Annotated in this window: 17 protein-coding genes and 1 pseudogene; 1 reads left to right on the top strand and 17 read right to left on the bottom strand. The window is 41.5% G+C overall.

Going from position 1 to position 26,336, the window contains the following annotated elements; all coding sequences use genetic code 11:
- Positions 1 to 5 precede the first annotated feature (5 nt).
- The 16 genes and pseudogenes from VB073_RS11035 to VB073_RS10955 all read right to left on the bottom strand — a co-directional run bounded on the left by VB073_RS11035 (position 6) and on the right by VB073_RS10955 (position 21,899).
- Complete coding sequence (locus tag VB073_RS11035; RefSeq protein ID WP_323404220.1) at positions 6 to 1,502, bottom strand: sulfatase; 1,497 nt, start codon at positions 1,500 to 1,502, stop codon at positions 6 to 8.
- A 52-nt stretch (positions 1,503 to 1,554) separates the two neighbouring features.
- Positions 1,555 to 2,508, bottom strand: coding sequence for a family 43 glycosylhydrolase (locus tag VB073_RS11030; RefSeq protein ID WP_323404285.1), 954 nt, complete (start codon positions 2,506 to 2,508; stop codon positions 1,555 to 1,557).
- Positions 2,488 to 3,438, bottom strand: a pseudogene (locus VB073_RS11025) (glycoside hydrolase family 43 protein); the annotation flags it as partial. The gene VB073_RS11030 and the pseudogene VB073_RS11025, both read right to left, overlap by 21 nt.
- A 204-nt stretch (positions 3,439 to 3,642) precedes the next feature.
- Positions 3,643 to 5,898 carry a DUF349 domain-containing protein gene (locus VB073_RS11020; RefSeq protein ID WP_323404219.1) on the bottom strand — a complete coding sequence of 752 codons (2,256 nt, stop codon included), beginning with the start codon at positions 5,896 to 5,898 and terminating at the stop codon, positions 3,643 to 3,645.
- Positions 5,899 to 6,188: 290 nt separating this feature from the next.
- Positions 6,189 to 7,502 carry a ribosome biogenesis GTPase Der gene (der, locus tag VB073_RS11015; RefSeq protein WP_323404218.1) on the bottom strand — a complete coding sequence of 438 codons (1,314 nt, stop codon included), beginning with the start codon at positions 7,500 to 7,502 and terminating at the stop codon, positions 6,189 to 6,191.
- A gap of 129 nt (positions 7,503 to 7,631) precedes the next feature.
- A complete protein-coding gene (gene era / locus VB073_RS11010; protein WP_323404217.1) occupies positions 7,632 to 8,525 on the bottom strand; it encodes a GTPase Era in 894 nt (297 codons plus the stop codon).
- 112 nt (positions 8,526 to 8,637) lie between these two features.
- Positions 8,638 to 9,645, bottom strand: coding sequence for a beta-ketoacyl-ACP synthase III (locus VB073_RS11005; RefSeq protein WP_323404216.1), 1,008 nt, complete (start codon positions 9,643 to 9,645; stop codon positions 8,638 to 8,640).
- Between the two features lie 88 nt (positions 9,646 to 9,733).
- Entirely contained in the window at positions 9,734 to 9,919 is a 186-nt protein-coding gene (gene rpmF, locus VB073_RS11000; protein ID WP_323404215.1) for a 50S ribosomal protein L32, read from the bottom strand.
- 31 nt (positions 9,920 to 9,950) lie between these two features.
- Complete coding sequence (locus tag VB073_RS10995) at positions 9,951 to 10,526, bottom strand: DUF177 domain-containing protein (protein WP_323404214.1); 576 nt, start codon at positions 10,524 to 10,526, stop codon at positions 9,951 to 9,953.
- Between the two features lie 134 nt (positions 10,527 to 10,660).
- On the bottom strand, positions 10,661 to 11,746 hold the full coding sequence (locus VB073_RS10990; RefSeq protein ID WP_323404213.1) for an aminoglycoside phosphotransferase family protein: 1,086 nt from the start codon (positions 11,744 to 11,746) through the stop codon (positions 10,661 to 10,663).
- Positions 11,747 to 11,810: 64 nt separating this feature from the next.
- Positions 11,811 to 12,458 carry a carbohydrate-binding family 9-like protein gene (locus tag VB073_RS10985; protein WP_323404212.1) on the bottom strand — a complete coding sequence of 216 codons (648 nt, stop codon included), beginning with the start codon at positions 12,456 to 12,458 and terminating at the stop codon, positions 11,811 to 11,813.
- A 56-nt stretch (positions 12,459 to 12,514) separates the two neighbouring features.
- On the bottom strand, positions 12,515 to 15,115 hold the full coding sequence (locus VB073_RS17465; RefSeq protein ID WP_416349529.1) for an SGNH/GDSL hydrolase family protein: 2,601 nt from the start codon (positions 15,113 to 15,115) through the stop codon (positions 12,515 to 12,517).
- A 53-nt stretch (positions 15,116 to 15,168) separates the two neighbouring features.
- Positions 15,169 to 17,838: a DUF5722 domain-containing protein gene (locus tag VB073_RS10970; RefSeq protein ID WP_323404211.1), complete on the bottom strand. Its 2,670-nt coding sequence runs from the start codon at positions 17,836 to 17,838 to the stop codon at positions 15,169 to 15,171.
- A 103-nt stretch (positions 17,839 to 17,941) separates the two neighbouring features.
- Positions 17,942 to 19,105: a glycoside hydrolase family 5 protein gene (locus VB073_RS10965; RefSeq protein WP_323404210.1), complete on the bottom strand. Its 1,164-nt coding sequence runs from the start codon at positions 19,103 to 19,105 to the stop codon at positions 17,942 to 17,944.
- Positions 19,106 to 19,149: 44 nt separating this feature from the next.
- On the bottom strand, positions 19,150 to 21,114 hold the full coding sequence (locus VB073_RS10960; RefSeq protein WP_323404209.1) for a glycoside hydrolase family 97 protein: 1,965 nt from the start codon (positions 21,112 to 21,114) through the stop codon (positions 19,150 to 19,152).
- A 386-nt stretch (positions 21,115 to 21,500) separates the two neighbouring features.
- Complete coding sequence (locus tag VB073_RS10955; protein ID WP_416349528.1) at positions 21,501 to 21,899, bottom strand: carboxypeptidase-like regulatory domain-containing protein; 399 nt, start codon at positions 21,897 to 21,899, stop codon at positions 21,501 to 21,503.
- A 351-nt stretch (positions 21,900 to 22,250) separates the two neighbouring features.
- On the opposite strand from VB073_RS10955, the gene fldA reads away from it, so the two are divergent.
- Positions 22,251 to 22,757 (top strand): flavodoxin FldA, encoded by a 507-nt coding sequence (fldA, locus tag VB073_RS10950; RefSeq protein ID WP_323404208.1) that lies wholly within the window; start codon positions 22,251 to 22,253, stop codon positions 22,755 to 22,757.
- Positions 22,758 to 22,885: 128 nt separating this feature from the next.
- Here fldA and VB073_RS10945 read toward each other — a convergent pair whose 3' ends face one another.
- Entirely contained in the window at positions 22,886 to 26,155 is a 3,270-nt protein-coding gene (locus VB073_RS10945) for a TonB-dependent receptor (RefSeq protein WP_323404283.1), read from the bottom strand.
- Positions 26,156 to 26,336 lie beyond the last annotated feature (181 nt).

The raw sequence follows: 26,336 nt of genomic DNA, 5'->3' as shown, positions 1-26,336 counted from the left end.
TTTTATTATCGTCTCTTTGCTTCGGGATGTCTTGAGAGGATTGCTTTTATCTTCTTGACTACTTTCGGTTCAGCAGCAGCGATATTCTTCGTTTCTAACGGATCATTCTTATAGTCGTACAACTCATAAACCACATCCTCCGGATTATTCCAGTTCTTCCATTCCACCAGGCGGTATTGTTCGGTGCGGATAGCTCTTCCGATATATCCGCCGTGGGGATAAGCGTGATAGGCATGATCCCTTATCCTCTTTTCCGGATTTTTCAGCACGGGTACTAAACTCAACCCATCGATAGGCTGTGGCGTTACCGGTTTCCCCAATCCCGCCAGTTCAGTCAATGTTGGATAGATATCCACCGTTTCTGTCAACTGGCCGGTAGAAGTTCCGGGCTTAGCCACTTCAGGAGCAACAATGATCAACGGAATATGGTTTGCCTCTTCATAGTTGGTATGTTTTGTCCAGTAACCATGGTCACCCAGATGCCACCCATGATCACCCCAAAACACGATAACCGTATTATCGAACATCTCTAACCGCTCCAGTTCATCGAGGATACGACCCAATTGCGCATCCATATAACTCATGGAGGCATAATATCCGTGTATCAGCTTGCGGGTCAATGAATCGGGAAAAACATATTGTCCTGCGGGAATGGGGTTAAATTGATCGATCTCACCTCCCCTTTTAATGGCCATACGCGGTGCGTTTTCCGGATCTTTCTCATATTCCGGCATCGGGACTTTCCCAGGGTCATACAAATCCCAATATTTTTTAGGGACGCTGAAGGGAAGGTGTGGACGAACAAATCCTACTGCCATAAAGAAAGGTTGGTCTGGTTTTTTCTTCAATTCCCTCAACCGGTCGATAACATATCTGGCTACCCGCCCATCGGCATAGGCCTCATCCACCACATCGGGAGCTTCCCAGGCGGCTCCACGGGGTAATTGTCCGATAGGCGGCAGATCCGGAATATGAAGACGGCTATTCTCAAAAAGGGCCTCTTCCCGTGTCAGCTTGCGTCCGGTACTTTCAGGCAACAGATATTCAATCAATTTATCGGGATGAGGGGGAATACTCCAGGAAGCTTTGTCGTTTGTATTGCCGTGACCCACATGAAACACTTTTCCGATGGCTTCAGCATGGTATCCAGCCTGCATAAAAAACTGCGGTAAGGTAACCGCATCGGGATATGCATCGCGAAGCTGTAAGCCGAAATCATAGAGACCGGAAGTAGTAGAACGCGCTCCCGTCAATAGATTATACCGGGAAGCCACACTTACGGCCTGATTGCAATAGGTCATATCAAACCGGACTCCCATTCCTGCCAACTTGTCGATATTGGGACTTACCGCCGCTTTATCGCCATAACATCCCAAATTGGGCTTCAAGTCATCCACAAGAATCATTAAAACATTCTTTGGTTTTTGCTCCGCTGATTGGGACCTTACCAAACCGGGCACAACACTTATTCCGCCAATGAGTAATAAATTCAGATAACGCATTTTATGCATGTTTTTATAAATCTTTAGACAAAGGAAACAGAACAAAACAATATCAAATTGAGGGTATTCCTTTTTTCCAGAAAACCTGTTTATTTGAGATATACCAACTCCGACCTTTATCTTTATTTCCCTGGAAGAAAAGGTATGTTTTACCATCCGGGGCTGTAAATATGTGGGGATGCCCCGACTCGCTCTCATTCCATTCTCCGGGTTTTCCATTGGGTAGAAATGGTTCATCGGATAGTCTTTTCCATTTCAATCCGTCGTCACTCACCGCTACCCCTACCTGCTGAGGCCAGTTATTATAAGCACCTGCATAGAACATATACATTTTATTATTCTGTATGGTAATGGAAGCACCCTCTATACATTCCCCTTCCCATGGCAATTGTGGAAACAGAATCGATGCATTTACCGGTTGTTTCCAATCCTCCCTGTTGAAATTGGTCTCTTTCGGAGCCACTGCCACTCCCAGCATCTGGGTCTTAAAATCGGGATCGCGTGTAGCAAAATAGAGGAAATATTGCCCCTTGAACTCACACACTTCTGCATCGATGGCGCGACCGCAATTCCAGTTACCCTCAGCACGGAGTATAGGATTTGTAGCATTACGTTCAAAATGAATCCCATCTGAAGAAAAAGCATGACAGATGGCATCATTCTCCCTGTTTCCATAGGTCTGATAAAAAAGGTGTACCTTTCCCTCCCTCACCAGTGCACCGGGAGCACATAATCCTTTTTTCTCGTACTCTGTATCCGGATCCGGCACAATCTCTCCTATTTTCTTCCATTCTATCAGATCCCTGCTTTCTGCAATCCCGATATTCCATCCGGAGTTTTCATCTCCTTTCTTCGGCGGAATGGAATAATACATTAGATAACGTCCGTCAAAAAAGACTACATGAGGATCTTTGGAAAATGGAATCCCTGTGCGCGACGTATCTCCAAACATCATTTGTCGTTTCTCCCTGAGCACCGGTATCTCATAATCAGGATCAATATACAATTGTTCTACATCATTCACCTTTTTGAACCCGACGGAACTGATAAACATATTCCTCGGATGGATAGCCAACTCGCTTTGGTGGGCATGGAAAACGATCTTCCAATCTCCTTTTTTATCTTTGAACATGGCACTATGTCCTACTCCAACCAGATCTTCCGGCTTTTGTAATAATGGATTATGGGGATATTTTGTCCATTCTCCCATGATATCGGTGGCAGTAGCACAACCAATACCATAGTATTGACTCTCATAGCTATTTGCCGAATATGTCATATAGTATACTCCTTTGTGCTTGACCACGAATGAGCCTTCATTTACCCGTGGCCACACCTGCTCCCACTCCTGCGATACATGAATACAGGGGTGGAGGGTTTCCTTCTTGATGGTCATTAAATCTTCCTCGAGCTTAGCTACCCAAATATTCAATCCATCATTGAAACGGTCGAAGAAGAGATAGGGGGTTCCATCATCATCGATAAACAGGGTGTTATCGATTGCTTTTTCACCCTCTAACATCGGTTTTTTCTCCTTCTGTACAAAAGGCCCCAAGGGTGAGTCGGAAGTAGCGACACAAATATGCTCTTCCGCGGAATAGTACATGAAAAACTTATTCTTCTCCTTAATGTAATATACTTCAGGCGCCCAAAACCATTTGTCTCCATAGGAATTGTCTTTGTGTAACGCCAGTCCCTCTACTCTGGTCCAATTCTTTAAATCACCGGAAGTCATCACCGCTATCCCATCCGCAGCTCCCGTTCCATAGGCATAGTAAGTATTGTTATGAAATAGAATAAACGGATCTGCCAGGGGAACCTTTTTTTCGATAATAGTTTTATCATCATTCGTCTTACTTGCGGGATTGGTTCTACAAGAAATCATCGCGATCAGGCATAGCATCACACAGAACAATAGATTTAAATTTGATTTCATCTCTTCTTTTCATTAATTCATATATCGCATATAGTCAATTCAAAATAACAATCTTTTAATTGATTGCACTGTAATTATCGTGTCAAAAAATACAAAAAACGTATCAGAAAGTTTTCATAACTGAAAAAAACTATTACAGAAAAAGTGAAAAAAAACGACCGGATATATCCCGGTCGTTCAATAATTATCTATCTTTCAGAACAACTATAATTCCTCTTCGATAGCTCTGATCTTTTTCTCCAATAAGACCAATTCAGATTTAATCTTCTCTACTTTTTGATTCATATCATCCAGTAAGTGATTTCCTTTTTTGGATGATATAGAAAGAAAACCGATATTGTTCTCATAGGTTTGTAATTCATTTTTTATTCTCTCATACTGACGAACCAACTTTTCACGCTCCCTGAGTAATTGTCCTTTTGAATTATCCGATCTTGCAATATCTGAAATCGTACTTTTATAGGCTTCCAGTTTCCGTTCTGCCTTACCCACGTTCAACCTGTCGAATTGGGCTTCAGTGGCATCGTAGAACTCTTTGTAAATACGATCTTTCATCTTATAGGGTACGTGTCCGATCTCATACCATTGGTCCATCAATTCATGTAATTTAACCAGAGCATCTTCCATTTCCAGTGCTGTATCCAGTTGTTTTATTTTCTCGATGACAACTTTTTTCTCGTCCAGATTCCTTTGCTCCTGTTCATATTGTGAAGAAGTATTCAATTTTTTCTGCTCAAAGAAGTAATCACAGGCCGAAATAAATCTTTTCCAGATACTGTCCACATATTTGTGCGGAACGACACCAACAGCCTTCCACTCTTTCTGGATATCAATCATCTCTCTTGTTGTATTCTTCCAATCGTGACTCTCTTTAATAGCTTCAGCCCGTTCACACAGGGTAATTTTTTTTCTTAGGTTCTCTTCCATCTCTCCTCGAAGAGATTTATAAAACTCATTTTTACTTCTGAAGAAGAAATCACAGGCAGCACGGTAACGTTTATAAATCTTTGTGTTCCATTTTCTAGGTACAAAACCGATCTGACGCCATTGAGACTGTATATCAAGCACCTCTTTCACTTTATTGTTCCACTCCTTGACAGATTTGATCTGACTATAATCGATAGCTTCGAGCTTTTCGCAAAGTGCGGTCTTCAATGCCAGATTTTCATTCTCTTTTTCTCTTAGCAGCTCAAAATGAACCTGGTATTTTTTATTGATCTGGGTTGACGCCTCTTTAAAACGATTCCATATCTCTTCCCTATCTTTTCTGGAAACAGGACCGACTTCTCTCCACTCCTGATGCAGATTTTGCAATTGATGGAAAGCCGACACCACATCGGGCTCATCGTTGAGCCTCTCCGCTGCTTCACATAGGTCGGTTTTTATCTCAAGATTCTTCTTGAAATCATATTCCCGGAACTCATTATTAATGCGTACCAGATCATAGAATTTTTCAACGTACCGCTGATACGATTTCCATAACTCATTCACCTTATCCTGCGGTACCAATTTGATCTCGTTCCACTCCTGTTGAAGTAATTTGAACTCCTGGTAAATCTTATTGAAATCTTCTTGCCCCTGTGTTTCGGTCAGGACTTTAATCTGTTCTATGATAGCCAGTTTTTTGGCTACATTTTTTTCTTTCTCAGCCTCTTCCCGGGCAAGAATAGTGGCACGCTTTTCCTTTATTTTTTGAAGTAATTCTTTTCCTTCGGCATAGATTTCTGATTCGTTTCCTACGAAATCAATCTCTTCTCCCCCTTTTGACAGGAATTCCTGTTTCTGTGATTCTGTTTCGTTTCGCAAAGAACGATAGAACAGGTTTTTATATTCATCCATATCCTTGCGTTTGGGATCTTCTAAGTTCAGCAACTCACGCAGGTTATGAACGATCTCTTCAATCGGAATCAAAGCAATGGATACATCATCCACAACTGAATCCTCATCCGAATCTTCTTCTTCCTCAGAACCTTCTACACCATTCCCATCATCCAGGTCATAGTCAATAGCAGATACTTCCTCTTCAACTCTAACAGTTTCCTCAACTGTATCTTCAGCTTTATCAACTACAGTCTCTTCAACGACTGCCTCTTTCTGAGATTTTTCTTCAACCGGTATATCCTCAGATATAACTTCTTCAATTGGGACCTCTTTCGAAGCTGTGTCCTCAGTTGCCACCTCTTCCGAAACTATCTCTTCCTCGAAAACACCTTCGGCGGTAACATTCTCCCCAACAACTTCTTTTACATCCTCCGACAACTCTTCCTTATTAACCTCTACAGAAGCAATATCCGCTGTTTCCGCCAAAATATCCTCATCCGCTTCCTCTGCAGCAGAGTTCTCAGCCTGAGGATATTCCACCGTCGAATCCTTTGCAGGAGATTCAGACTGTAGCATTCTATCGTCTTGTTCTTCGTTAACAGGTAATTTCTCGTTATCAAGATTGTTTTTCGTATTCATCAGTAATCCCTTCGTTTAGTGCGGTTCAAGAAACCGGCATGTTGCATTTCAATTTTATCCTTTTTAAAATAAGATAGCAGTTTTTATCATTCGTCTACCTCTTCAAAAGTAATACAAAATAACACAATATTTTTGTGATTTCATACGATTAGTTCATTTTTTTTATTCAAAATCAAGAATTAAGAAGCAAAAACCAAGAATCAAGACTTTTATACTTTAGATCAGGGATTCTCATTTGTATCCCAATCACCCATCCACCTATCCCCTTCTCCACCTATCCACATCAATCGTCACTTTTCCCGGAAAAAGATATTAATGGGGGTTCCCGAAAAATTCCAATTTTCACGCATTCTATTTTCAACAAACCGTTTGTATGGTTCTTTAACCCATTGCGGCAGATTACAGAAGAAAACAAATGAAGGCACCTGGGTATTGGCAAGCTGGGTTATATACTTGATTTTTATAAACTTACCTTTATTTGAAGGAGGGGGGGTCCGCTCAATAATCGGTAACATCACTTCATTCAGTTTGCTTGTAGGCACTTTTCGTTTTTTATTCTGATACACCTCCTTAGCAGTATCCATCACCTTAAGAATTCGCTGTTTTGTCAACGCCGAACCGAAGATTATCGGGAAATTGGTAAAGGGGGCCAAACGTTCACGGATGGTATTCTCGAATGTCTTGATCACAATATTGTCCTTCTCTTCCACTGTATCCCATTTATTGACGAAAACCACCAATCCCTTCCGGTTCTTTTGTATCAGAGAGAAAATATTCAGATCCTGGCTTTCGATGCCACGAGTTGCATCAAGCATCAGAATACATACATCGGCGTTTTCTATAACACGGATAGAACGGATCACAGAGAAATACTCCAAATCTTCCGTCACTTTCCCTTTCTTACGGATCCCAGCCGTATCAATCAGGTAAAAATCCATACCGAACTTATTATAACGCATATGGATCGAATCACGGGTAGTACCGGCAATTTCTGTCACAATACTCCTGTCTTCCCCGACTAGTGCATTGATAATAGAAGATTTCCCTGCATTAGGACGGCCTACCACAGCGAATTTAGGGATATCTTCCAGTTCTTCCTCTGTATTATCCTTCGAGAAGAGAGTCAGGATATGATCCAGCAGATCTCCGGTTCCCGACCCATTAATGGCTGAAATGCTGAATGGATCACCCAAACCCAGGGAATAAAATTCTGCGGACTGGTGCCCCAAATCAAAATTATCCGATTTATTAGACACGACCACCACAGGTTTACGGGTTCTACGCAACATATGGGCAACTCCTTCATCAAGATCGGTCAATCCATTCATCACGTCCACCACAAATAAGATTACATCGGCTTCTTCAATAGCTATACGCACCTGTTTATTGATCTCATCTTCCATCACATCATCGGAATTCACGACCCAACCACCGGTATCAACCAGTGAAAATTCCTGTCCACCCCAGGTTACTTTTCCATACTGACGGTCACGCGTGGTACCTGCAGCCTCTGTCACAATAGCCTGACGACTTTGTGTCAATCGATTAAAAAGGGTGGATTTCCCTACGTTAGGACGTCCAACTATTGCTACTAAATTTTGCATATCTTTTTTAGAATCAAGAGCCAAGAACCAAGACTAATTGGTAATTGGTAGTTAGTAATTATCCATATCCCGTCAAGCCGGGATCTTCACCACGTTTCGATTAACACTACCTATCCCGATTTATCGGGGTTAGTCCAGTTTATACCCAAACGTTTTCAGCATATTATCGCGGTTTCGCCAATCTTTTTCAACCTTCACATACAGTTGTAAAAAGACCTTTTTCTCAAAGAAGCGTTCGATATCTTTTCGTGCCATTGTTCCCAATCTCTTCAACGACTCGCCTTTATGACCAATTACGATCCCTTTCTGGGAATCACGTTCTACCATAACCACTGCCCTGATACGAATCAAATTGCTCTCTTCCTTAAACTCTTCCACAACCACCTCGATGGAATAAGGCACCTCTTTCTGATAAATCAGTAACGCCTTTTCCCGGATAATCTCGGTAACGAAGAATCGGGCGGGTTTATCGGTCAATGCATCTTTCTCAAAATAGGGAGGCGATTCAGGTAAAAGCTCCAGAATACGCTTCTGTACCACATCTACACTGAAATTATTCAATGCAGAGATGGGATATATCTCTGCTTGAGGTAATAACTCATGCCATAATTCCACCATTTTCTCTAATTCAGCCTGATTGGTCTGGTCTATTTTATTGATCAGCAGTAAGATTGGGAGATTCAATCGTTGCACTTTACTCAAGAATTCATCGTTTTTATCGATCTTCTCTACCACATCGGTCACATAGAGCAATACATCTGCATCATCAAGTGCAGACAGCGAAAAGTTCAACATTGACTCCTGCAACTTATAATTAGGACGTAATACTCCGGGTGTATCAGAATAAACCACCTGATAATCAGTGTTATTTACAATCCCAATAATACGGTGACGCGTAGTCTGTGATTTTGCTGTGATAATGGAAATCTTCTCCCCTACCAATCGGTTCATCAATGTGGATTTGCCTACATTGGGATTACCCACAATATTGACAAAACCGGAACGATGCGTATTATTCAACATAATTATAACTCTTAACAGGGCAAAGATAACATATTAATCCGGTACACTAAAAAAACGCATCGTTTCCAATGCGCTCATTTTATATCATCTATCGTTTTTAACTTTTAGTTTTTCACTTTTCACTAACTCCGTCGTATCCCCACTTCAAGTAAACACTGCCCCAGGAGAAACCAGCACCAAAAGCGACCAGAATGACGTTATCACCTTTCTTCAGCTTAGGTTCCCATTCCCACAAACAAAGAGGGATGGTGCCTGCACTTGTATTTCCATAATGCCCAATATTAATCATTACTTTTTCACGAGGTAGGCCCGTACGGTCTATTGTAGCGTCAATAATACGCATATTTGCCTGATGGGGAACTAACCAATCCACCTGATCAACTGACAGATTATTTCGCTCCATGATACTCAACGAAACTTCGGCCATACGCGATACTGCATGCTTAAAGACCACTTTCCCATCCTGATATAATGTATGCTCTGCATTCTCCACCGTATCATGGGTTGCAGGGAATTTACTGCCACCAGCTTTCAATTGCAAAGGCTGATACCCTACTCCATCCGAATGAAGTTCAGCATCTATGACACCGATTTTCTCTTCGGTAGGTTCTATCATTACCGCACCGACAGCATCACCGAATAGAGGACAAGTGGTACGGTCTTTATAATTAGTGATGGAGGACATCTTATCGCCCGCCAGCAAAATTATTTTTTTATATTTTCCTGTTTGGATGAGACCATTGCAAATCTCCAGCCCATAAACAAAACCTGAGCAGGCTACCTCCATATCAAAACAGAATGCATTCTTGATACCGTTATTCTCAGCCACGATAGAGGCTGCAGAAGGAAAAATATGGTCGGGAGTAGAGGTTGCAAAAATTACTGCATCCACATCTTGAGGTGCAGTATCCGTCTTCACCAGAAGTTCTTTAACAGCCGTTGTACCTAATACTGAAATACCCTGTTGTTCTCCTTTCAAGATCCGTCGTTCTTTTATCCCCACCCGAGTCATGATCCACTCATCGGACGTATCAACCATAGTGGACAATTCTTCGTTAGTAAGAATATAATCCGGCACTTTGGCAGTAATTCCAGTAATTACGGCGTTTAATTGTCTCATCGTCTTAGAAAAAATAATTATCGAAAAAAGACCCTGAAAAGCTATTGTGACGTTTCAGGGTCTACTATTTCTGTAAACTAAAGGCCAATTATGCCGTTACATCTTTTTCAATAGCCAATTTACCTCTGTAGTAACCACAATCGCCACATACGGTGTGATAAATGTGCCATGCTCCACAATTAGGGCAGATTGCCATTGTAGGCAATTTGGCATGATCGTGTGATCTTCTTTTTCCTTGTCTTGCAGAAGACTGTCTTCTTTTTGGATGTGCCATTTTTATATTTGGTTTTTAATTGTTTATATATTCAATTCTCTTCCAGATTCAATCCTTTAAGTGCATCCCAACGGGGATCGTTGTCCTGCGACTCATCATCAGAAAAATCATCATCAGGAATCTCTCCGTCATCATCATCGGTATCATCAGTACTGACTGCCCGATGTTTACGCAGTTTTGAGGAGACCACCCTGTTGCACTCTCCTGCGGGATGCACATGTTTAATGGGAATAGTCAGAGCTATGAATTCATACAGGAACCATGCTATATTGATCTCTCCTTCTTCTTCCGGAATGATTACTATCTCATCGCTCTCCTCCGAATACTCCTTACCAAACTTCACAATCAGCCGGTTCTGCGTATCAACATCCAAATTCATATCGTCCAGACAGCGCGTACAGGGTACCTGCACAATCCCTTTAAGATCGAAATTAAATTCGAAAGTGGATGACGTCTTCCGCACTTTGACTGTCACCTTCACGTTACCTTTCCGTACTTCGTCGCCATCAATAGCGTCGAAGAATTTCCTATCCAAGTCATACTCAAAGGTATGCACTCCCTCAGAAAGATTTTTCAGGGAAATTTTGTACAAACTGAATTTTGCCACGTTTTTTCCTCAAAATAAAGCGGTGCAAAGATAGTGATTTTTTCTTTACACCGCCTGTTTTCGTTTAATATATTTATTAATCACCCATTACCAAATTACTAATTACTAATTATCAAAGACTTGAATTCTGACTTTTAGTTTTTAACCGCATCTTTAATAATTTGTTGCATCTTCTCAAAGTTTTCCTCGAGGCTTTGCAACAGTTTAAACTGTGCCTGGGTTCGCACCAGATTATGTTCAGGATAGGCAATCTTATAATAAGTATCACCATCGATATAATCTGTAAAGAAACGTACCGTCTGCATATAGGTCAACAGTTTTGCACCGAAAGCAAGGTTTTCTATCTCCACATCGGTAAGGAATGAAGCTGCATTCTTCAGATAACCCTTTGCATATGCTTCGAAGATAGCCAGATCGACAGATACATTATCGAGATTCTTGTCATCCTCTGCTCCGGTATTGGCCCCGGTACGGATAAAATCACCAAAGTCGGAGAGGACATAGCCCGGCATCACAGTATCCAGATCCACTACACAGAGTACCTGATCGTCATTATCGAACAAAATATTATTCACTTTGGTATCACAGTGATTGATCCGTTTAAGCAATTTACCTTCACGGTGTAACTTTTCCGGCTTGCACATCTCTTCGGCACGATCCTCAATCTCCTTTACCAACCCGGCAACTTTATCGAATCGTCCGGCCTTGTTGGCCTTCACCGCCTCACGGAATGTCTCCAGGCGGGCTTCCATATTGTGAAAATTAGGTATGGTTTCGAACAGTGGTTCTCCCGGCAGATCTGCCAGCATTTTCTGGAAATCGCCGAAAGCCATTCCCGCACGATATGCCAGTTCAGGATTAATTTCATCGTAACTTTTGCTCTCTTTGATAAAATCCATCACCCTCCAATAATCACCTGTTGTGTCTTTATAGTAAAGTGCTCCTTCCTTTGTAGGGATCAATGTAAGCACACGACGATCAATGTCGGTGAGACCTTGTTCCCCTAACTTTTTACGGATGTGATCCGTCACCCTCTGAATGTTGTTTTGCAATTCAGGCACATTTTTGAATATATGGTGATTAATGCGTTGCAACACATATTCCTTATCACCCGACACCACTTTATACGAATCATTGATATGTCCTTTTCCAAGCGGTTTTATCTCCACATTAGCATCGTCTCCTATAAACTGAGAAACGATCTCTTTCAGTTTGTTCATCTCCTCCATTATATTTCCGTTTTAGTTTTATTGCAATTATCCATCTGTTGTGATGCACTCATTCTCATTCCAAATCCAATAATCCGAAGAACTGCGGAACATGGAAATTGGGCTTGGGAAGATCGATAGGATTCCAGCTTAAAAAGTGAGGTTCCGGGGTTTCATCGCCGCATTTATAGAAATTAGCCCTTAATCTTTGCCCTGAAAGTGATTCAAATGAGTCAAATCCCAAGGCTTTTTTGGGAATTTCAAGATACATAGTCCAGTCACTCACCTGCCGGTCTCCTTCATACCTGTGGCAAATGGTGCCAAACCTGAGGATCAAAGGCATTTCAGAGGTTTGCATCTCACCCTTCTCTCTACTTTCATGGCGCCTGGAGAGCAATACTCCCAATATATTGCATTCGAAATTGCAATATCCACTTTCCCCGTCCCGCTGCATAAAGAATTCCACACAACTATCCTCCCATACCGACCCGAAATCTCCGGTATTCACTGCACGGACAGCTTCCCCTATGACAGTATAATAGAGATATAACTTTTCCCCATCATGTGCTACACGCACAGTAACGGGCAGACTTTTAGGGAAATCGTCTTTCCAGTTTACCTGATCGATAGGTGCTGCCGCACCTGCCTCATGAAGTATTTTTATCTTATCAAAAACCGTTTCAAGTTGTGAAACATTCTGCTTTGGTACCCTTAGTGTTCTCATATTTATAAATTTTCCCAAAGATATTCTTTTTAGCGAAAACCGACAAAAAATTATTTTTAAAAGTGTATCACCCTTGATGTCATTCGCTCATATCCCTGAAGAACCAGTTTATCGGGAAACAACTCAATAATGCCGTAGGCATTTTGATCTTCGGTTTCTATCATACCCTCCGCCACAACTGAAGGCAATGACTCCACTTCACAAAAGGCGCCATCATGGTGATGCCCGGCGATAAGTGCTTTCACACAACTGAATTTAGAAGCCATCGATACAATATCCTGATCATTCAATGCTGTCAATCCCTTCACACAACCTAAAGGATGGTGTGAAAAGATCAATACCTTCTCATCGCTATCTTTCGATTTTTCGAGTAATTGTTGCAACCATTGTAATTGTTTGCTACTGACACCTCCATTATAATCCGCAGCATCTTGTCCTGTAGTTTTCCGCACATTGTTTTTCATTTCCTTCAGTTCTTTCTCCTTCCATGTATCTTTTACATTGGAGTAGGATGCGATTTCGTTTGTATTCAGCATTACAAACCGCCAACCGGCCTGTTGAAAAGAATAATATTCCGATGGCATATTCAACAATACATATAACTGCTCATTATCAATATTTTCATAGTCATGGTTACCAGTCAGATTATAGACAGTAGCATTCAGTTTATTCAAACGGGAAAGCACGGGATCCAGGTTACGAGGAGTATCCCTGTCTACCAAATCACCCAGATTGACCGTAAACTGTACTTTTTCGCTATTCAGTTGATCCACGCACTGATCCAGCTTTTGCAATGCCTCCCTGTAATATCTTTTTCCACGCTTATCACAATCACAGTATTGAATATCGGCAATAACACCGAATCTGATAACAGGTTTTTCTTCCAGGGCATTAGAAGTAACGATATCACTCACGATCTTCAAATAACCTTCCTCATTTGGATGTAAACCATCCAAAAACAATGATTCATCGATTTTCCCATCCTTTTGCAGCAAATGATGCCCCACGTCCATATAACTGTAGCCATGAAATAAAACCATTTTAGAAATGCGCTCATTAATAGTTTTTACATGGTTTTCGGCATCTCGTCTTGGAAACAATCCGATCACTTTTATTTTTGCTTTTGGTTGTCGAACGTTGATCTGCTTCAAAAGAAGCCGAAGGCCTTCTACAATTTCTTCATCAGAGTTTAATCCTAAATTGTTCGTTCCAATCATCAGCACAACCTCCTCCATATCATAACCGCTAAGCTCTCCATGATAAACCCGCCACAACACATTTTCAATTCTGTCCCAACCATATCCCAGGTTAAAGTATCCGGAAGGAACCATCTGGCTTTCCCAACTACGGCTGCCATTTTGATGTTCGGTACTGCCTCCCCAGTAGTGGGTTATGGAATTACCGATAATCACTTTTGAAGGAGCTTTCTGCTGAATATCCTGCAGTATATTTTCGTGTCTCTTTTTCCATTCATATATATAAGGCTCCCTCCGCTGACTGACAGGCTGAGTTGTCTTTAAGTTCCCGGCAGGCATACTGAGTATCTCCCTGATCATTTTTTCATAAGCATCGGCATAAGCCTGCATTCCCAGATCATTGGGATGAATATAGTCGACACATCCATCCACGGGAAAATTGATCATATCTCTGCGTAAGTAATAGATATTCTTCACTCCCATATCAATCAACGAATCATACGCCTGGGTTAAAGCGTTATTCATCCTCTCTCCCAACTCTCTGGAAGATTGATTCACCTCCTCATTCCTGTAACCGATATGATCGACCAACAGAATAGGAGTATTATGTTTTTCTCTTACCTTTCTTACTCCATAAATAGTTCTTTTGACTACTTCTTCCGATGGCAGGGAACCCATATTGGGTAGACAATCGTAGATATAAAGCGATGACTCTATTTCATCCATCAAATCAACTAACTCTTTTTCGAGAGGTCCGTTACCGGAAAAAGCGAGATTTATGACCGGATAATCAAGTTTCCTGGATAAGATATTGGTCCATCCCATTCCCGGCCGTGAAGCACAGCCACCTTGTGCGATAGATGTGCCGTACACAACTATAGGAGCCTCCTTTAACGTGGGAATAAATTCAAATTCCGCTGAAGCGGGAGTACCGATTTGCATCCATTTCACAGAATTATACAAAGGGAGATAAAGGCGGTATTCAAATCCTCGTTTGTGGTATTGGCTCTGGGCCAAACCTTCATAAATATAAGTGACGGTATCGCCAAAATTATATTTACCTGTAGCCAGACGCCATTTCCCGTCTGAGTCGATAGCATAGAGATCCACGCCCGACTTACCGGTGGCAGGCATATGAGGCATCGCTATACCCTCCGTCACCTGGTATCTGACTTCGATTTTTTCAGCATTGGAGTAAAAATGGACAGCTAATCCTGCAGAATTGTGTGATAAGTTCCAAACAGGTGTCCTCACCACCTCTTCCGCCCTGTTTGGCAATCGGTGGTATGTTTTCCCTATTTCGTTTGCCCATCCCTGATTCTGAACCACATTGAAATCTGCTTTCAGCGGGTCATGCCAACGGGTTTGGGAGAAAACAGGACTCGAAAATAAAATAATAAAAATAAAAAAAATACCTTTACTAACGCCAACCATCATGGTTATAATCTGCTTAAATTGCATAGAATAGCACTGTTTAATTATAAAAAATATTGCAAGGACAAGATGCAAAACTATCAAAGTCTTTTTATTCTTATATTGCGATAATACACTCCATCAAAATGATCCTGTAAAGCAATCCTACCTTTCGAAAATTTACCGAAATCGGAACCATTGTATTGGTCTGCTCCATTCCACTTACTATTGTTTACTAACTCTTTCCAAGCGACACTGTTCATATCGATCTGGGCGGTTATAATTCCATTCAGCCAGAAGGTTACTTTCCCGTCGTTTTTGAATATCCGCACCTCATTCCATTGACCGACCGGTCTGGGTTTAGATGAGTTCGAAGCATCAATCAGGTCATACATCGCGCCGGCCAAATGTTTCGGATCGCCTCTATCCGCACCTTCTATATTATCCAATACCTGCATTTCAACACCTGTACTGGAAGCCCATCCATATTCGGGACCCTCTTTCACACCAAAAAAGATACCACTATTACCTCCTTTTGATATTTTCCACTCCAACCGCAAATCAAAGTCCTCAAACTCTTCATCAGTAACCAAATCCCAACCTCTTTCACCGTCATCCGTTATTCTCAGCACCAATTCTCCATTTTCTACCCTCCATGCAGGCAGCACCTTTTCATTGTTAAAAGAATGCCATCCGTTCGTTGTCTGTCCATCAAAAAGTAATTGCCAACCCTCTGCACCAAAATAGACTTCGTCCCAATAATCTATCCCGATTACCCTCTTGTACGCTTCCCGTACTTTTCCATATTCGGGAGTATCCAAGGATCGATATAAGTACCAGATGGGCTTCTTCCCATGGGGATCACCTTCCGCATTATAATATTTCCTCAGTCCCAATTTCAGTCCTCCCTCTTCATAAGCATCCGCCCACAAATGATACTGGTAAGCAGTAACATTCTTCATCCTTTTCAGTTTCTCCCACGTATATGCCATACCTGCAGCCTGGTCTATCAGGGATTTCTCAGAGTAATCAGGAGAATTCAGTCCTTGTTCCGTAAATTGTATCTCCCTGGGGTTACCACGAAATAAAACGTGAGGTTGAGATACCCAGGCATCCAATACTTCCAGGTTTTTAGGAGTAAGATAAGGCGTTTTAAAATCCAATACAGCTTTATCATCTTCCCATGTACGCGGATTATTAATATCCTGCGGATAGGGATGCTGTGCAATGCCCCATTCAAAATCACCTTCTTGATGGGAGAATTCCACTAAAAGGTCAAGTAACTCTTTACCTTTATAACCGCGCATATCACTGGTGACAAACCAATCATGATCCAATGAAATCAGCACTTTGGCGTTCGGATCATATTGACGGGCAAGTGTATATACCAATCGCATCGACTTTTGGTACAGGTTCATATATGTTTCAATTCTCTTACTTCCCGCACTTGTCCAAAAGAAGCCGTTTTGTATCTCATTGTGTATGATCCAATGATGAATACGACCGTATTGAGGCGTGCTATAACGCTCTGTCAGAAAATTCATGGTTGCCGCGTAAGCCTCCACTGCTTCTTTATCAGTCATATTCGGCATAGCAAAAGCGCCACTCGTCAATGCCTCCGAATGGGCAACCCTTCGTGTCCAGGAATCTTTTTCTACGGCCCGGTTTACAGGTATCAAAAGGATTGCCGATACCATCCAGCCGTTTTCCTGTGCAATTTTCATATCCCTGTCGATACCTTTCAGTTCTCCTTCCATATCGACATACCATGTTTTTCCGGCATAATGATAGGGGGTACGACCGGGAGCATCTTCAAGAAATAAGATACGATCCAGAAGAATATTAAATGTAACCGAAGCGATACCCAGTTCTTTCATATCGGGATGGTCGAACGGACATCCTCCAATCCCTTTCAATGAACGAGGAATCATTTTTTCGAGTTGATCCCTGGGTTCAATTTCATCGGCATAATGTACAGCCGACAGCAGTTCATACCCGGAAGGACTCTTCTTCCGGACAATGGCCCATCCCGACAAGAACCGGTCATGCTGATCTTCAGCCATCCGGGCAACCCTATGTGAAAAAGATCCATTTTCAAGGGGGATGAAGGTTACCGGAGCAGATAACCGCGTTGCATCTTCCCACAGTGGGACCTCTGCCAATCCTATATTTCCCGTTATTGTTTCCCTCACTACTCCTTTGATCTCCATCTCTCCCAAGTAGTATGTGCCATGCACTGATAAGATCTCCGAAGAAAAATCCTTCTGCAGATATGAACGCAAACGGGTTGAGAATGCCTCATCCTCCTGTAAGCACCTTTCTCTATTGGCTATCAACTCCAACTCCTGCGCCGTGGGTTCCCTGAGTTCTATTTTCCGGATACGCAATGATTTTTCCCCAGAGTTACCAAACCGGATGCGGACAGATGTAAAAGGATCGGACGGAGATTTCCGAACAACTGACAAGTCATAACCATTGGAAGTCCACCCTTCTGTACGGGAGATATCATATCCTTCCACCAGATGGTCCCAATCCAGTTGACTACCTACAAAAATGACCATGGGTAACGATTCAGTGGTATTAAAACTTTCGAATGAAAGCATATACTGTTTACTGAAATCAACCGGTTCGGATGTATCAAAAAAGATATAAGGATCATTCCCTTTGGTGATAATGACCCACTCTCCCTTCTCTTCTTTAAATTCTACTTGATTGTAATCGGTGTTTCTGGGCCTTAAAGTAATCGCATTTTGAAGATTTCCGGCTTGCATAATATCGATATATCCTATTAACAAACATAGGATTATCAAGATATAAGTGATTATCTTTTTATACATGCGACAAAGGCTTTTCAGGAGAATTATGTATGATCAGCTAATACTTCTGAAGCAACTTCAAAAGCTTACCGTCTAACTTATGTCCGTACCAATCTTCGTAAGCTACGTCCTTCCTCCTTGAATCGATAAGGCCGAAAGTTCCCCGGAAATTCCATAATCCCCACCCTATACCGTGGGTAGTCAAAATATCCAACTGATCTTCAAACCATGCGAGAAAGACATCGTGCGGTGTTTCACTGTAGCATCCACATTCACCACAATGCACGCCGACCCCTTGTTTTACCAGATCGATCCAGGGACGGTAGAAATTTTCAAGCACTTCACGGTCGAACTTCTGACCGTCAATAGTACCCGGCCATACAGGCAACGGTGCATCATCAGGATTTTTCCATACCCATTCGGCACGATAATGGGATATATAATGTGGAAAATATCCTCTGCAACTCTGGCCTATGGGTAAATCGGTCAATTCCGGAATTACCAGCGATCCGCCGTGGTTTCCGTCAGCAACCACCAGCCTGTCGGGATTCTGCTTGTGGATAACATCCAGACAGCCAACAGCTACCTTACGGTAGATATCACCTGGAATCGCTTTGGAGGGAGAGAACTGATCGTTCATATCCTCCTTGAAACAGGGTTCATTGACCAGGTCGAAACTTAACAAGTTGGGGGAAACATTCCTGAAACGCTTTGCCCACATGCTCCAATGGTAATAAAAAGCCTGTTGAGCCTCTTCATCTTTCCATAAGTTGAAGGGTTCATGGAATCCGGCATTGATACAAAAACCGGGAGCCCGATGTAAATTAAGGCTTACGTGCAGATGGTACTTATTAGCAGCATACACAACCTGCTCGATAGCATCCAGCGCTTCTTCCCTGAAATCAATGGTCTGTTCGGGAGTAATATCTTTTCCTGAAGCAGGGTCATAATTCAGATAGCTGGGATAAGCGATGGGGATACGGACGAAGTCGAACCCCCAATCGGCCATCCACTTGAAATCCTGTTCCGTATCGGCAAACCGCCGGGGATTTGCGACGTATCGCTGCGGAGTAAAAAAATCAAGAATATTAAAACCACGCCAACGAGGCAGTTTATTCTTTATCGGCTCATATTGCGGGAGCCCGAAAATATCAGTATGGTTGCCCAGGCCAATCATACCGGCTCCGATTGCTGTCGTTTTCAAAAAATCACGTCGTTTCATCTGTCTACTTATTTAATTGCTACAATAATCGACCGGAGAAATTTTCATTCGATCTTGGCTGCCCATCCCCCGTTTCTCACCATTTTAACCGTTATCTTATCACCGGCCGCTACGGTTATTTCCTTTTTGCGATAATCCATCGCCTGCCGGCCGGCATTGATACCATCTTCAAAAGAGGTCATATGTAACGTTTTGTCTTTGGGAAGAAAATCGAGTGACAATTCAAAAGTCCGTTCCCTTTCCTTGCTGTTAGTCATTCCCCCAATAAACCAGGTATCACCTTTGCGTTTTGCTACGATGGCATATTCCCCAACAACCGCTTCAAGGACACGGGTCTCATCCCAGGTCGTCGGAACCTGGGTGATGAATTCAGCACATTCGTGGTTACGGTAATAAAGCGTAGGATTGTCAGCCAACATCTGAATACCACTTTCAAATATGACAAACAGTGCCATTTGATAGGCACGTGTACCGATGCTTGCGGAATTGGGACGATCGCCCGAACGGCCTCCATAGGTATCAGATTGCATACTGATCATCGCCCCCGGCGTATAATCCATAGGGCCTACCGCATTCCGCAGAAACGGCAAATAGATGCTGTTGTCGGGATAGCATCCGCCCATTTGCTCCATACCCCTGACTCCTTCATAGGATATCACATTCGGATATTTATATTCAAGGCCTGCCGGCTTGAACGAGCCATGGAAATCTACCAGCAGGTTATGCTTGGCCGCTTCTTTTGCTACCCGCTCATAATAATTCACCATCCATTGGTCACTTCGGTCCATGAAATCAATCTTTACGCCCTTCACACCCCACTCTTCAAAAGTTTTGAACAGCTCGAAATTATTCTCCACCGTCAACCATGTCAGCCATAAGAATACACCTACATTCTTCTCCTTTCCATAACGGATGATCTCATGGACATCAACGGTGGGATTGGGGGTATAAGGATCACGTGTCGATTTTGCCCATCCCTCATCCATTACAAGATACTCTACCCCATATTTAGCCGCAAAATCAATGAAATATTTATAGGTATCCATATTGAATCCTGCTATAAAATTCACATCCGGTCCATAAGGAGAGGCCCCGTTCCACCATTCCCAACTTGCCTGACCAGGTTTTATCCATGAAGGTTCGGATATCTCGTTTTTGGCAGCCAGCTTGTAGGTCATTGTATTCTCTAATATCTGTGTATCATCTTTGGTAATCACAAAATAACGCCACGGGTAATTCCTTTTCCCCGAGGTTTTTGCAATATAATCAGCCTCTTTCAATATCTTCAGACTACGATCGCCATCTTCCCCAAATTCAAGAGGAGCTTTTGGAAAAGTAGATATCATACCGTTTCCGGTAGTACCCTGTAAAAACATAGCCGGGTAATCGGACAAATCAGACTCCGAGATCAGTATCTTATACCCTTTTTCCGTATCCAACAAAAGAGGCAGTACACACATTTTGCGTTCCTGCGATGGAAAATCTTTTGTCCGGATATGGGTATAAGGTTCCTCATAAGCGGTTTTAAAGCCATGCTGCTGTTGCATATGGGCCAGATAATCGGTAGGAAAGTTAATCGCAAAGTCTTCACCCATCACAATCGTTTCATCTTTGTAATTCGTAATGAATCGATAGGCGACCCCATCATCAAACACACGAAACTCTACGCCATAATCTCCCTGGAAATTCAGTGTAAGCTGAGTATAGTGATTGTTAACCGAGGCATATTTCAAAGGTACTATGGGACTTAATGTTTCATTGATCAATAGCTGTTTCTGTTTTTTCAATTTAGGCTGTTCACCTAAAACACGATCGCTCAAAGAGAGCTGCATATGGCATTCTTCCAACAACAGATCATTATTGTAAAATACCGAGTAATAGATTTTATCGCCAATCCGGATAGATACTTTAATCTCCTTATTGGGAGATGTAAGTTCGATGGTTTTGCCATAAATATTGTTGGCTATAAAAAATAAAAAAATGAAGAGAGGTAGAATAATTTTTTTCATCTTGTATGACTTGCTTAATGTATATTCATTTATTTATCGGACTATTATATCCATAACCACCGGCAGATGATCAGAACTTCGTTCACCACACATCACAAAGTAGTTTTTCACTTTCCATGCGTCTTTGGATCTATATAAAATATAAGATATATCCGAGATTCTTTTCTATAAAAATTCTCCAAGCTAAATCAATAGAAACCATCTATTATAACCGGATTTTCATTACGGGGTATTGAAAAACAAATTAACCTCTTTTTTTCTTTTCATCCAAATTTTTAATTGAAAAACCGAAATTAAAAAATGCACTCGACAAAAACCGGGCACGAAAATTTATCCTTAGCAGTGGAATTGTACGAGTAGTGTTTATCGCTTCCCGGATCAATAATTTATATTGATTGAAATCCCTGCATACGTACTATGGAGAAATTACAAAACTGGCACTGGTTTTCAACCCTGAGACCGGGAACCGCTTCCAATGCCTCAAAGATATTCTGGGCGTTCTTGGTCCTCAACAATTGTGAAGTAACCACTTCGGTACGAATGGGCACATTCTTTACATAGTGAGGCGTCCGTGTTCCGGTAACCATCACCTGTTCTAGGTTAAACATATCCTCCTCCAATTCAAACCGGATTTCTTTCTCTTTTCCGGCATCTACCGATACTTCGATCTCCTGCGGTTTGTATCCCACATATTGGGCGACTATCGTTTGTTTTCCTTCAGGAATATTTTTCACCACAAATGTACCATCTGAGCGATAGGAGGTTCCCGGAGAGCGTTCCTTCACTGTTCTGTGCTTGCGAAAAAACATCGGATATACGTAACAGTACAAATAATAATAAAAATAAATGTGTAATCTTCATTCTATTATGTTATTTTGTATAAACCCTTTTTTTAAGGAACGCAAAATTACTATCAATTATAAATAATATCAATCCCCAATAGTGATAGTTTTTCAGTAAAAAATAATCATTTTTGGTCATTGTAATATCTAAAGGAATCATGTTACTTTGTAAAAAATTCAATAAGAGCAAAGGTAATAGAGTCAAGAACCAAGACTAAAAGTCTTGATTCTAAAAATCTTGGTTCTAAAAGTCTATACTTTACAATCCATACATTTTAATAAAAAACAAATCGTATGAAATCAATAGCTATTATTTACGGTTCAAGTACCGGTAATACGAAGTACGCAGCCCGACTAGTCGCTGAAAAGCTGGCCTCTTATTCACCCGTATTAAAAGACCTTGCCGATGTATCTCCTGAGGAATTATTGGAGCCCGGTGTACTTCTTCTGGGGGCTCCTACCTGGAGTATCGGAGAATTGCAGGATGATTGGGATTCTTTCTTCCCACAGATTAAGAAACTCGATCTGACAGGCAAAATTGTTGCTTTATTCGGAATGGGTGATGCGGAAGGGTATCCTGACACTTTTGTCGATGCACTCGGCATCCTTTATGATGAGTTTGCAAAGACTGGTTGTACTTTCGTCGGAGAAGTATCTACGGAGGGATATACGTTCGACGACTCTCAGGCACTACGCAATGGAGTTTTCGTCGGATTACCGTTAGATGAGGACAACGAAGGCAACAAAACTGACAGCCGGGTAGAGGCTTGGGTAAATTCCCTGAAACCACATCTTGACTGATTCCGGTATAATAAGTCATCAGTTTTAGCCGATGGTTGAAAGTATAAATTATTAATCATGTACAACACACTATCAATAAAAAACCCACGGATGGTGGGTTTTTTATTGATTAATTTTGGATACTCTAATCAGAAAATATATTTTAAACCAAATTGCATTTGCCAGCGAGATGCATTTGACAAATTATCCTTGAATGTTTCTTCAATCACCTGTTTAGTAGTACTTAACGGCATGGTAAATCCAGCCTCATAATTATTGGTTGCTGAAGGTGTTTGTGTGACTTTCAGGAATTGATATTGTTGATCCCCAAGCACTGTTGTTTGTTGTACACCCCAATTCCTGTTCAAAAGATTCAGGAAATTTTGTATATTAAAACTGAAACGCAAGGTATGAGGGCGTCCATTGGCGTGTATAACTTTGATATCATGATAGAGACTAAAATCCAATTGATTCGCAAAGGGAGCCTTGGCACCGTTACGTTCCGCAAACTCTCCCCTATGCTTACTCAAATAAGGATCCTGATTGATAAACTGATTTATTTGCTTCCGCACATCGTCAATACTTCTGTCATCAACTAAATTGCCATTTCTGTCACGTTCCAACACGATATTGATATCATTTGCATCTTTAGGAATATATATCAAATCGTTTTCTCCCCTTAAATCTCCGTTCACATCACCGTTATAAGTATAAGAATAACGGAAAGGACGATAGCGTTGATAAATCAAACCGATATTAGTAGCAGCATTTTTATCCCAGTTCATAGTATAGGAAGCTGACAGCAACAACCGTCCATCGAATGCGCCTGCACTATATCCTAGCTCTTCAGCATTCGGGTCGATGGCAGGACGATAACGCCATGCAGAAGTGGCTACTGATGATGTTCCATCCGTTACACTTTTTGCCGATCCAAAAGAATATGATCCATTCACATACAAGCCCTCAAGGACTCCATCATAAAAAGTTCTCTGCAACTGAAGGGTAGTATAGAATGAATAACCTTTATTCGTATTACGCAACATCACCACATTATTTCCAGCCTCTTTATTTCCGGGTTGATCACTATAATAACTTCTATTATACATAGGACGCAAATTCTGTGAACCTTCCTTCACGAACTTATCTGTTTCCATCAATCCGATATTATCATGATAAATAGCGTTTAAATCTTTAGAGTAAAGGAGTTCAACGGTAGCGATCCAGCCGTCGAGGAATTTATAGTCTGCGGCGACATTACTTTTCCACAAATTAGGATATTTAAAATCGGGTGCTGTGACAGCAAGGTCAGCCCTGGTAGCACTACCGGCTGCCGGTTTGTAGCTATCTAAATCACCGGTAAAACCCAGAGAAGCTTTTTCATCAGGTTTACCATAGTTAATATCTCCGAACAATACACCATTATTGGCAGCCTGATTGCTAATCCAGACATACGGAGGTGTTCCGGAAAACAATCCCGTTCCACCACGTAATTGTAATGATGAGTCATCCAACGGGTTGTAATTAAATCCTAAGCGAGGAGAAAATTGAGGCTTCGCAGAGGGGAGTTTGGATACATCTATCTTAATTCCATCGCGGTAGGTCTCAGCAGCTACCGCTTCATTCTCTGGCAGGTCTGTCACAAAGACAGGAATATCCATACGCAAACCCAATGTAACATTCAATTTGTCTGTTATCTTCCATTTGTCCTGTGCATAAAGTCCTATCTGGAATACATTTACTTCGGCGAAAGGAAATTGATCGCCAATTGCATACTTTTGTTGATAAGTTGTCGCAGCGCCTCCGGATGTAGTAGAGTTTGACAACCCGGTTACAGTAGAAGCGAAACCGTAAGTAGTAGGATCAAAAGTACGAATATCAAAACCTTTTATACTTCCGTTATTGCGTGATAAATAATCTCTCGTTGCTAGCACATTGAATTTGAAGTCGTCTACAGAAGCAAAGACCCATGAACCGGGATAATTCTGTGCAAAACCATTTCTGAAGGCCCTGTAATCGCTCTGTGTACCAAAGGTGAGTTGGTGATTATCCAGATTGATGATGAAATTATCCTGTATTTGCCAGATATCCGTATCTAACTGATTATTATATGAATTCGCTTCAGTTCCAAATGTTGTGTAAGCCTGTCCGCTCCCATTTAATATGTCTACCTGCGGGAAAAAGCCTCCATCCATATCACGGAAATCACGTAATCTCGAATAACCTATCTTGAGATAATTACTCATATTATCGTTAATAATGGTATTCAGATCGGCCATCAATATATTGAAGTTGTTATTTACTCTATAAAACGACGAAGTATAAGGAATCGCATATTCATTCGGACCACGTCCATTCAGCGGAGTTCCCGAAGTAGAAGGATTATTCGTATTGAATGATTTTAAATAGTAATACTTTAAACTCAACACATTCTTCACATTGATATTCCAGTCTACCCGTGCGGTAAGACGGTCGGCCTGAGTATTTCGTTTCGTTAAATCGAAACTGCCCGGGTTATAATTCAGATTCGTCTGAAGAAAATTCGACAGATCTTGTAGTACAATTGCATCTACTGCGGAGTTCGCTGTTGTGTAAGTAATCGGAGTTTCCTGACGATCAATTTCAGCATTGATATAATAGAACAATTTATTTTTGATAAATGCTCCTGAAAGACTAAACCCATATTGTTTGTTAGAAAACTCGGAAACATTTAAAACTTCATCCTTAATACGATACCCCATCATAGAAGGACTCTTTGTATATATGTATGCTGAGGCATGAAAATCATTCGCACCTGATTTGGTTACAGAATTGATACCTGCACCAGTAAATCCACCATTTCTGACGTCATAGGGAGCAATCATCACCTGTACCTGCTCCAAAGCTTCCAAAGAAATAGGTTCAGTCCCGGAAGCCCCAAGAGACGAACTTAATCCGAATGAATTATTAAAAGAAGCACCATCAACGGTAACATTATTGAAGCGATAAGATACTCCGCCAAAATTACTACCACTGCTCATCGGCGTTAGTCTTGTAAAATCTGTAAGCGAACGGTTTATCGTTGGCAGTTTGTCCATTTTTTCACGGGTAATGATCTCCTGAGCACCTGTCCTGTTCCCGGAAATAATAGGATTTCTTTCCCCTATAACAACAACTTCGTCCAATAATTGTGTATCCTCTTTCAAGGAGATATTCAAAACGAAATCCTCTCCTAAAGAAAGATTTATATTACTGAAAGTTTCCGTATGATACCCAATATAGGATACTACCAAAGTATAAGGTCCACCTATACGCATATTTGGCAAATTATATGTTCCGTCGGTTCTGGTACTCACTCCGTACACTGTTCCCGTAGGTCCATGTGTAGCTACAACGCTTGCTCCGATCACGACTCCGTCAACATCTGTGACACGTCCACTCATACTGGAAGTAGTCACCTGAGCCTGCATCACAGTTCCCATCATTAAAGTAAGAGTTACAGCTAAAAACTTCAATCTTTTTACCATAAATTCAATGTTTTAATTTTCAATCCTGTTTTAATTAAGCTAAATCTTTACAAAAATCTTGCGCAAAAGTACGATATATTTGTCTGAATTCTGTTAC

The sequence above is a fragment of the Proteiniphilum sp. genome (genome assembly GCF_034927365.1).
Lineage (GTDB): Bacteria > Bacteroidota > Bacteroidia > Bacteroidales > Dysgonomonadaceae > Proteiniphilum.
Note: the sequence above shows the minus strand (reverse complement) of the source record. Positions and strands in the feature narration are given on the sequence as shown.

Coding starts and splice junctions, on each gene's coding strand:
- VB073_RS10965 (WP_323404210.1), bottom strand. CDS start 19,105: ATGAAACGACGTGATTTTTTGAAAACGACAGCAATCGGAGCCGGTATG.
- VB073_RS17465 (WP_416349529.1), bottom strand. CDS start 15,115: ATGCAATTTAAGCAGATTATAACCATGATGGTTGGCGTTAGTAAAGGT.
- VB073_RS11035 (WP_323404220.1), bottom strand. CDS start 1,502: ATGCGTTATCTGAATTTATTACTCATTGGCGGAATAAGTGTTGTGCCC.
- VB073_RS10960 (WP_323404209.1), bottom strand. CDS start 21,114: ATGAAAAAAATTATTCTACCTCTCTTCATTTTTTTATTTTTTATAGCC.
- VB073_RS10985 (WP_323404212.1), bottom strand. CDS start 12,458: ATGAGAACACTAAGGGTACCAAAGCAGAATGTTTCACAACTTGAAACG.
- der (WP_323404218.1), bottom strand. CDS start 7,502: ATGCAAAATTTAGTAGCAATAGTTGGACGTCCTAACGTAGGGAAATCC.
- VB073_RS10945 (WP_323404283.1), bottom strand. CDS start 26,155: ATGAGTGGACGTGTCACAGATGTTGACGGAGTCGTGATCGGAGCAAGC.
- rpmF (WP_323404215.1), bottom strand. CDS start 9,919: ATGGCACATCCAAAAAGAAGACAGTCTTCTGCAAGACAAGGAAAAAGA.
- VB073_RS11020 (WP_323404219.1), bottom strand. CDS start 5,898: ATGAATACGAAAAACAATCTTGATAACGAGAAATTACCTGTTAACGAA.
- VB073_RS11005 (WP_323404216.1), bottom strand. CDS start 9,645: ATGAGACAATTAAACGCCGTAATTACTGGAATTACTGCCAAAGTGCCG.
- VB073_RS10970 (WP_323404211.1), bottom strand. CDS start 17,838: ATGCAAGCCGGAAATCTTCAAAATGCGATTACTTTAAGGCCCAGAAAC.
- era (WP_323404217.1), bottom strand. CDS start 8,525: ATGTTGAATAATACGCATCGTTCCGGTTTTGTCAATATTGTGGGTAAT.
- fldA (WP_323404208.1), top strand. CDS start 22,251: ATGAAATCAATAGCTATTATTTACGGTTCAAGTACCGGTAATACGAAG.
- VB073_RS10990 (WP_323404213.1), bottom strand. CDS start 11,746: ATGAACAAACTGAAAGAGATCGTTTCTCAGTTTATAGGAGACGATGCT.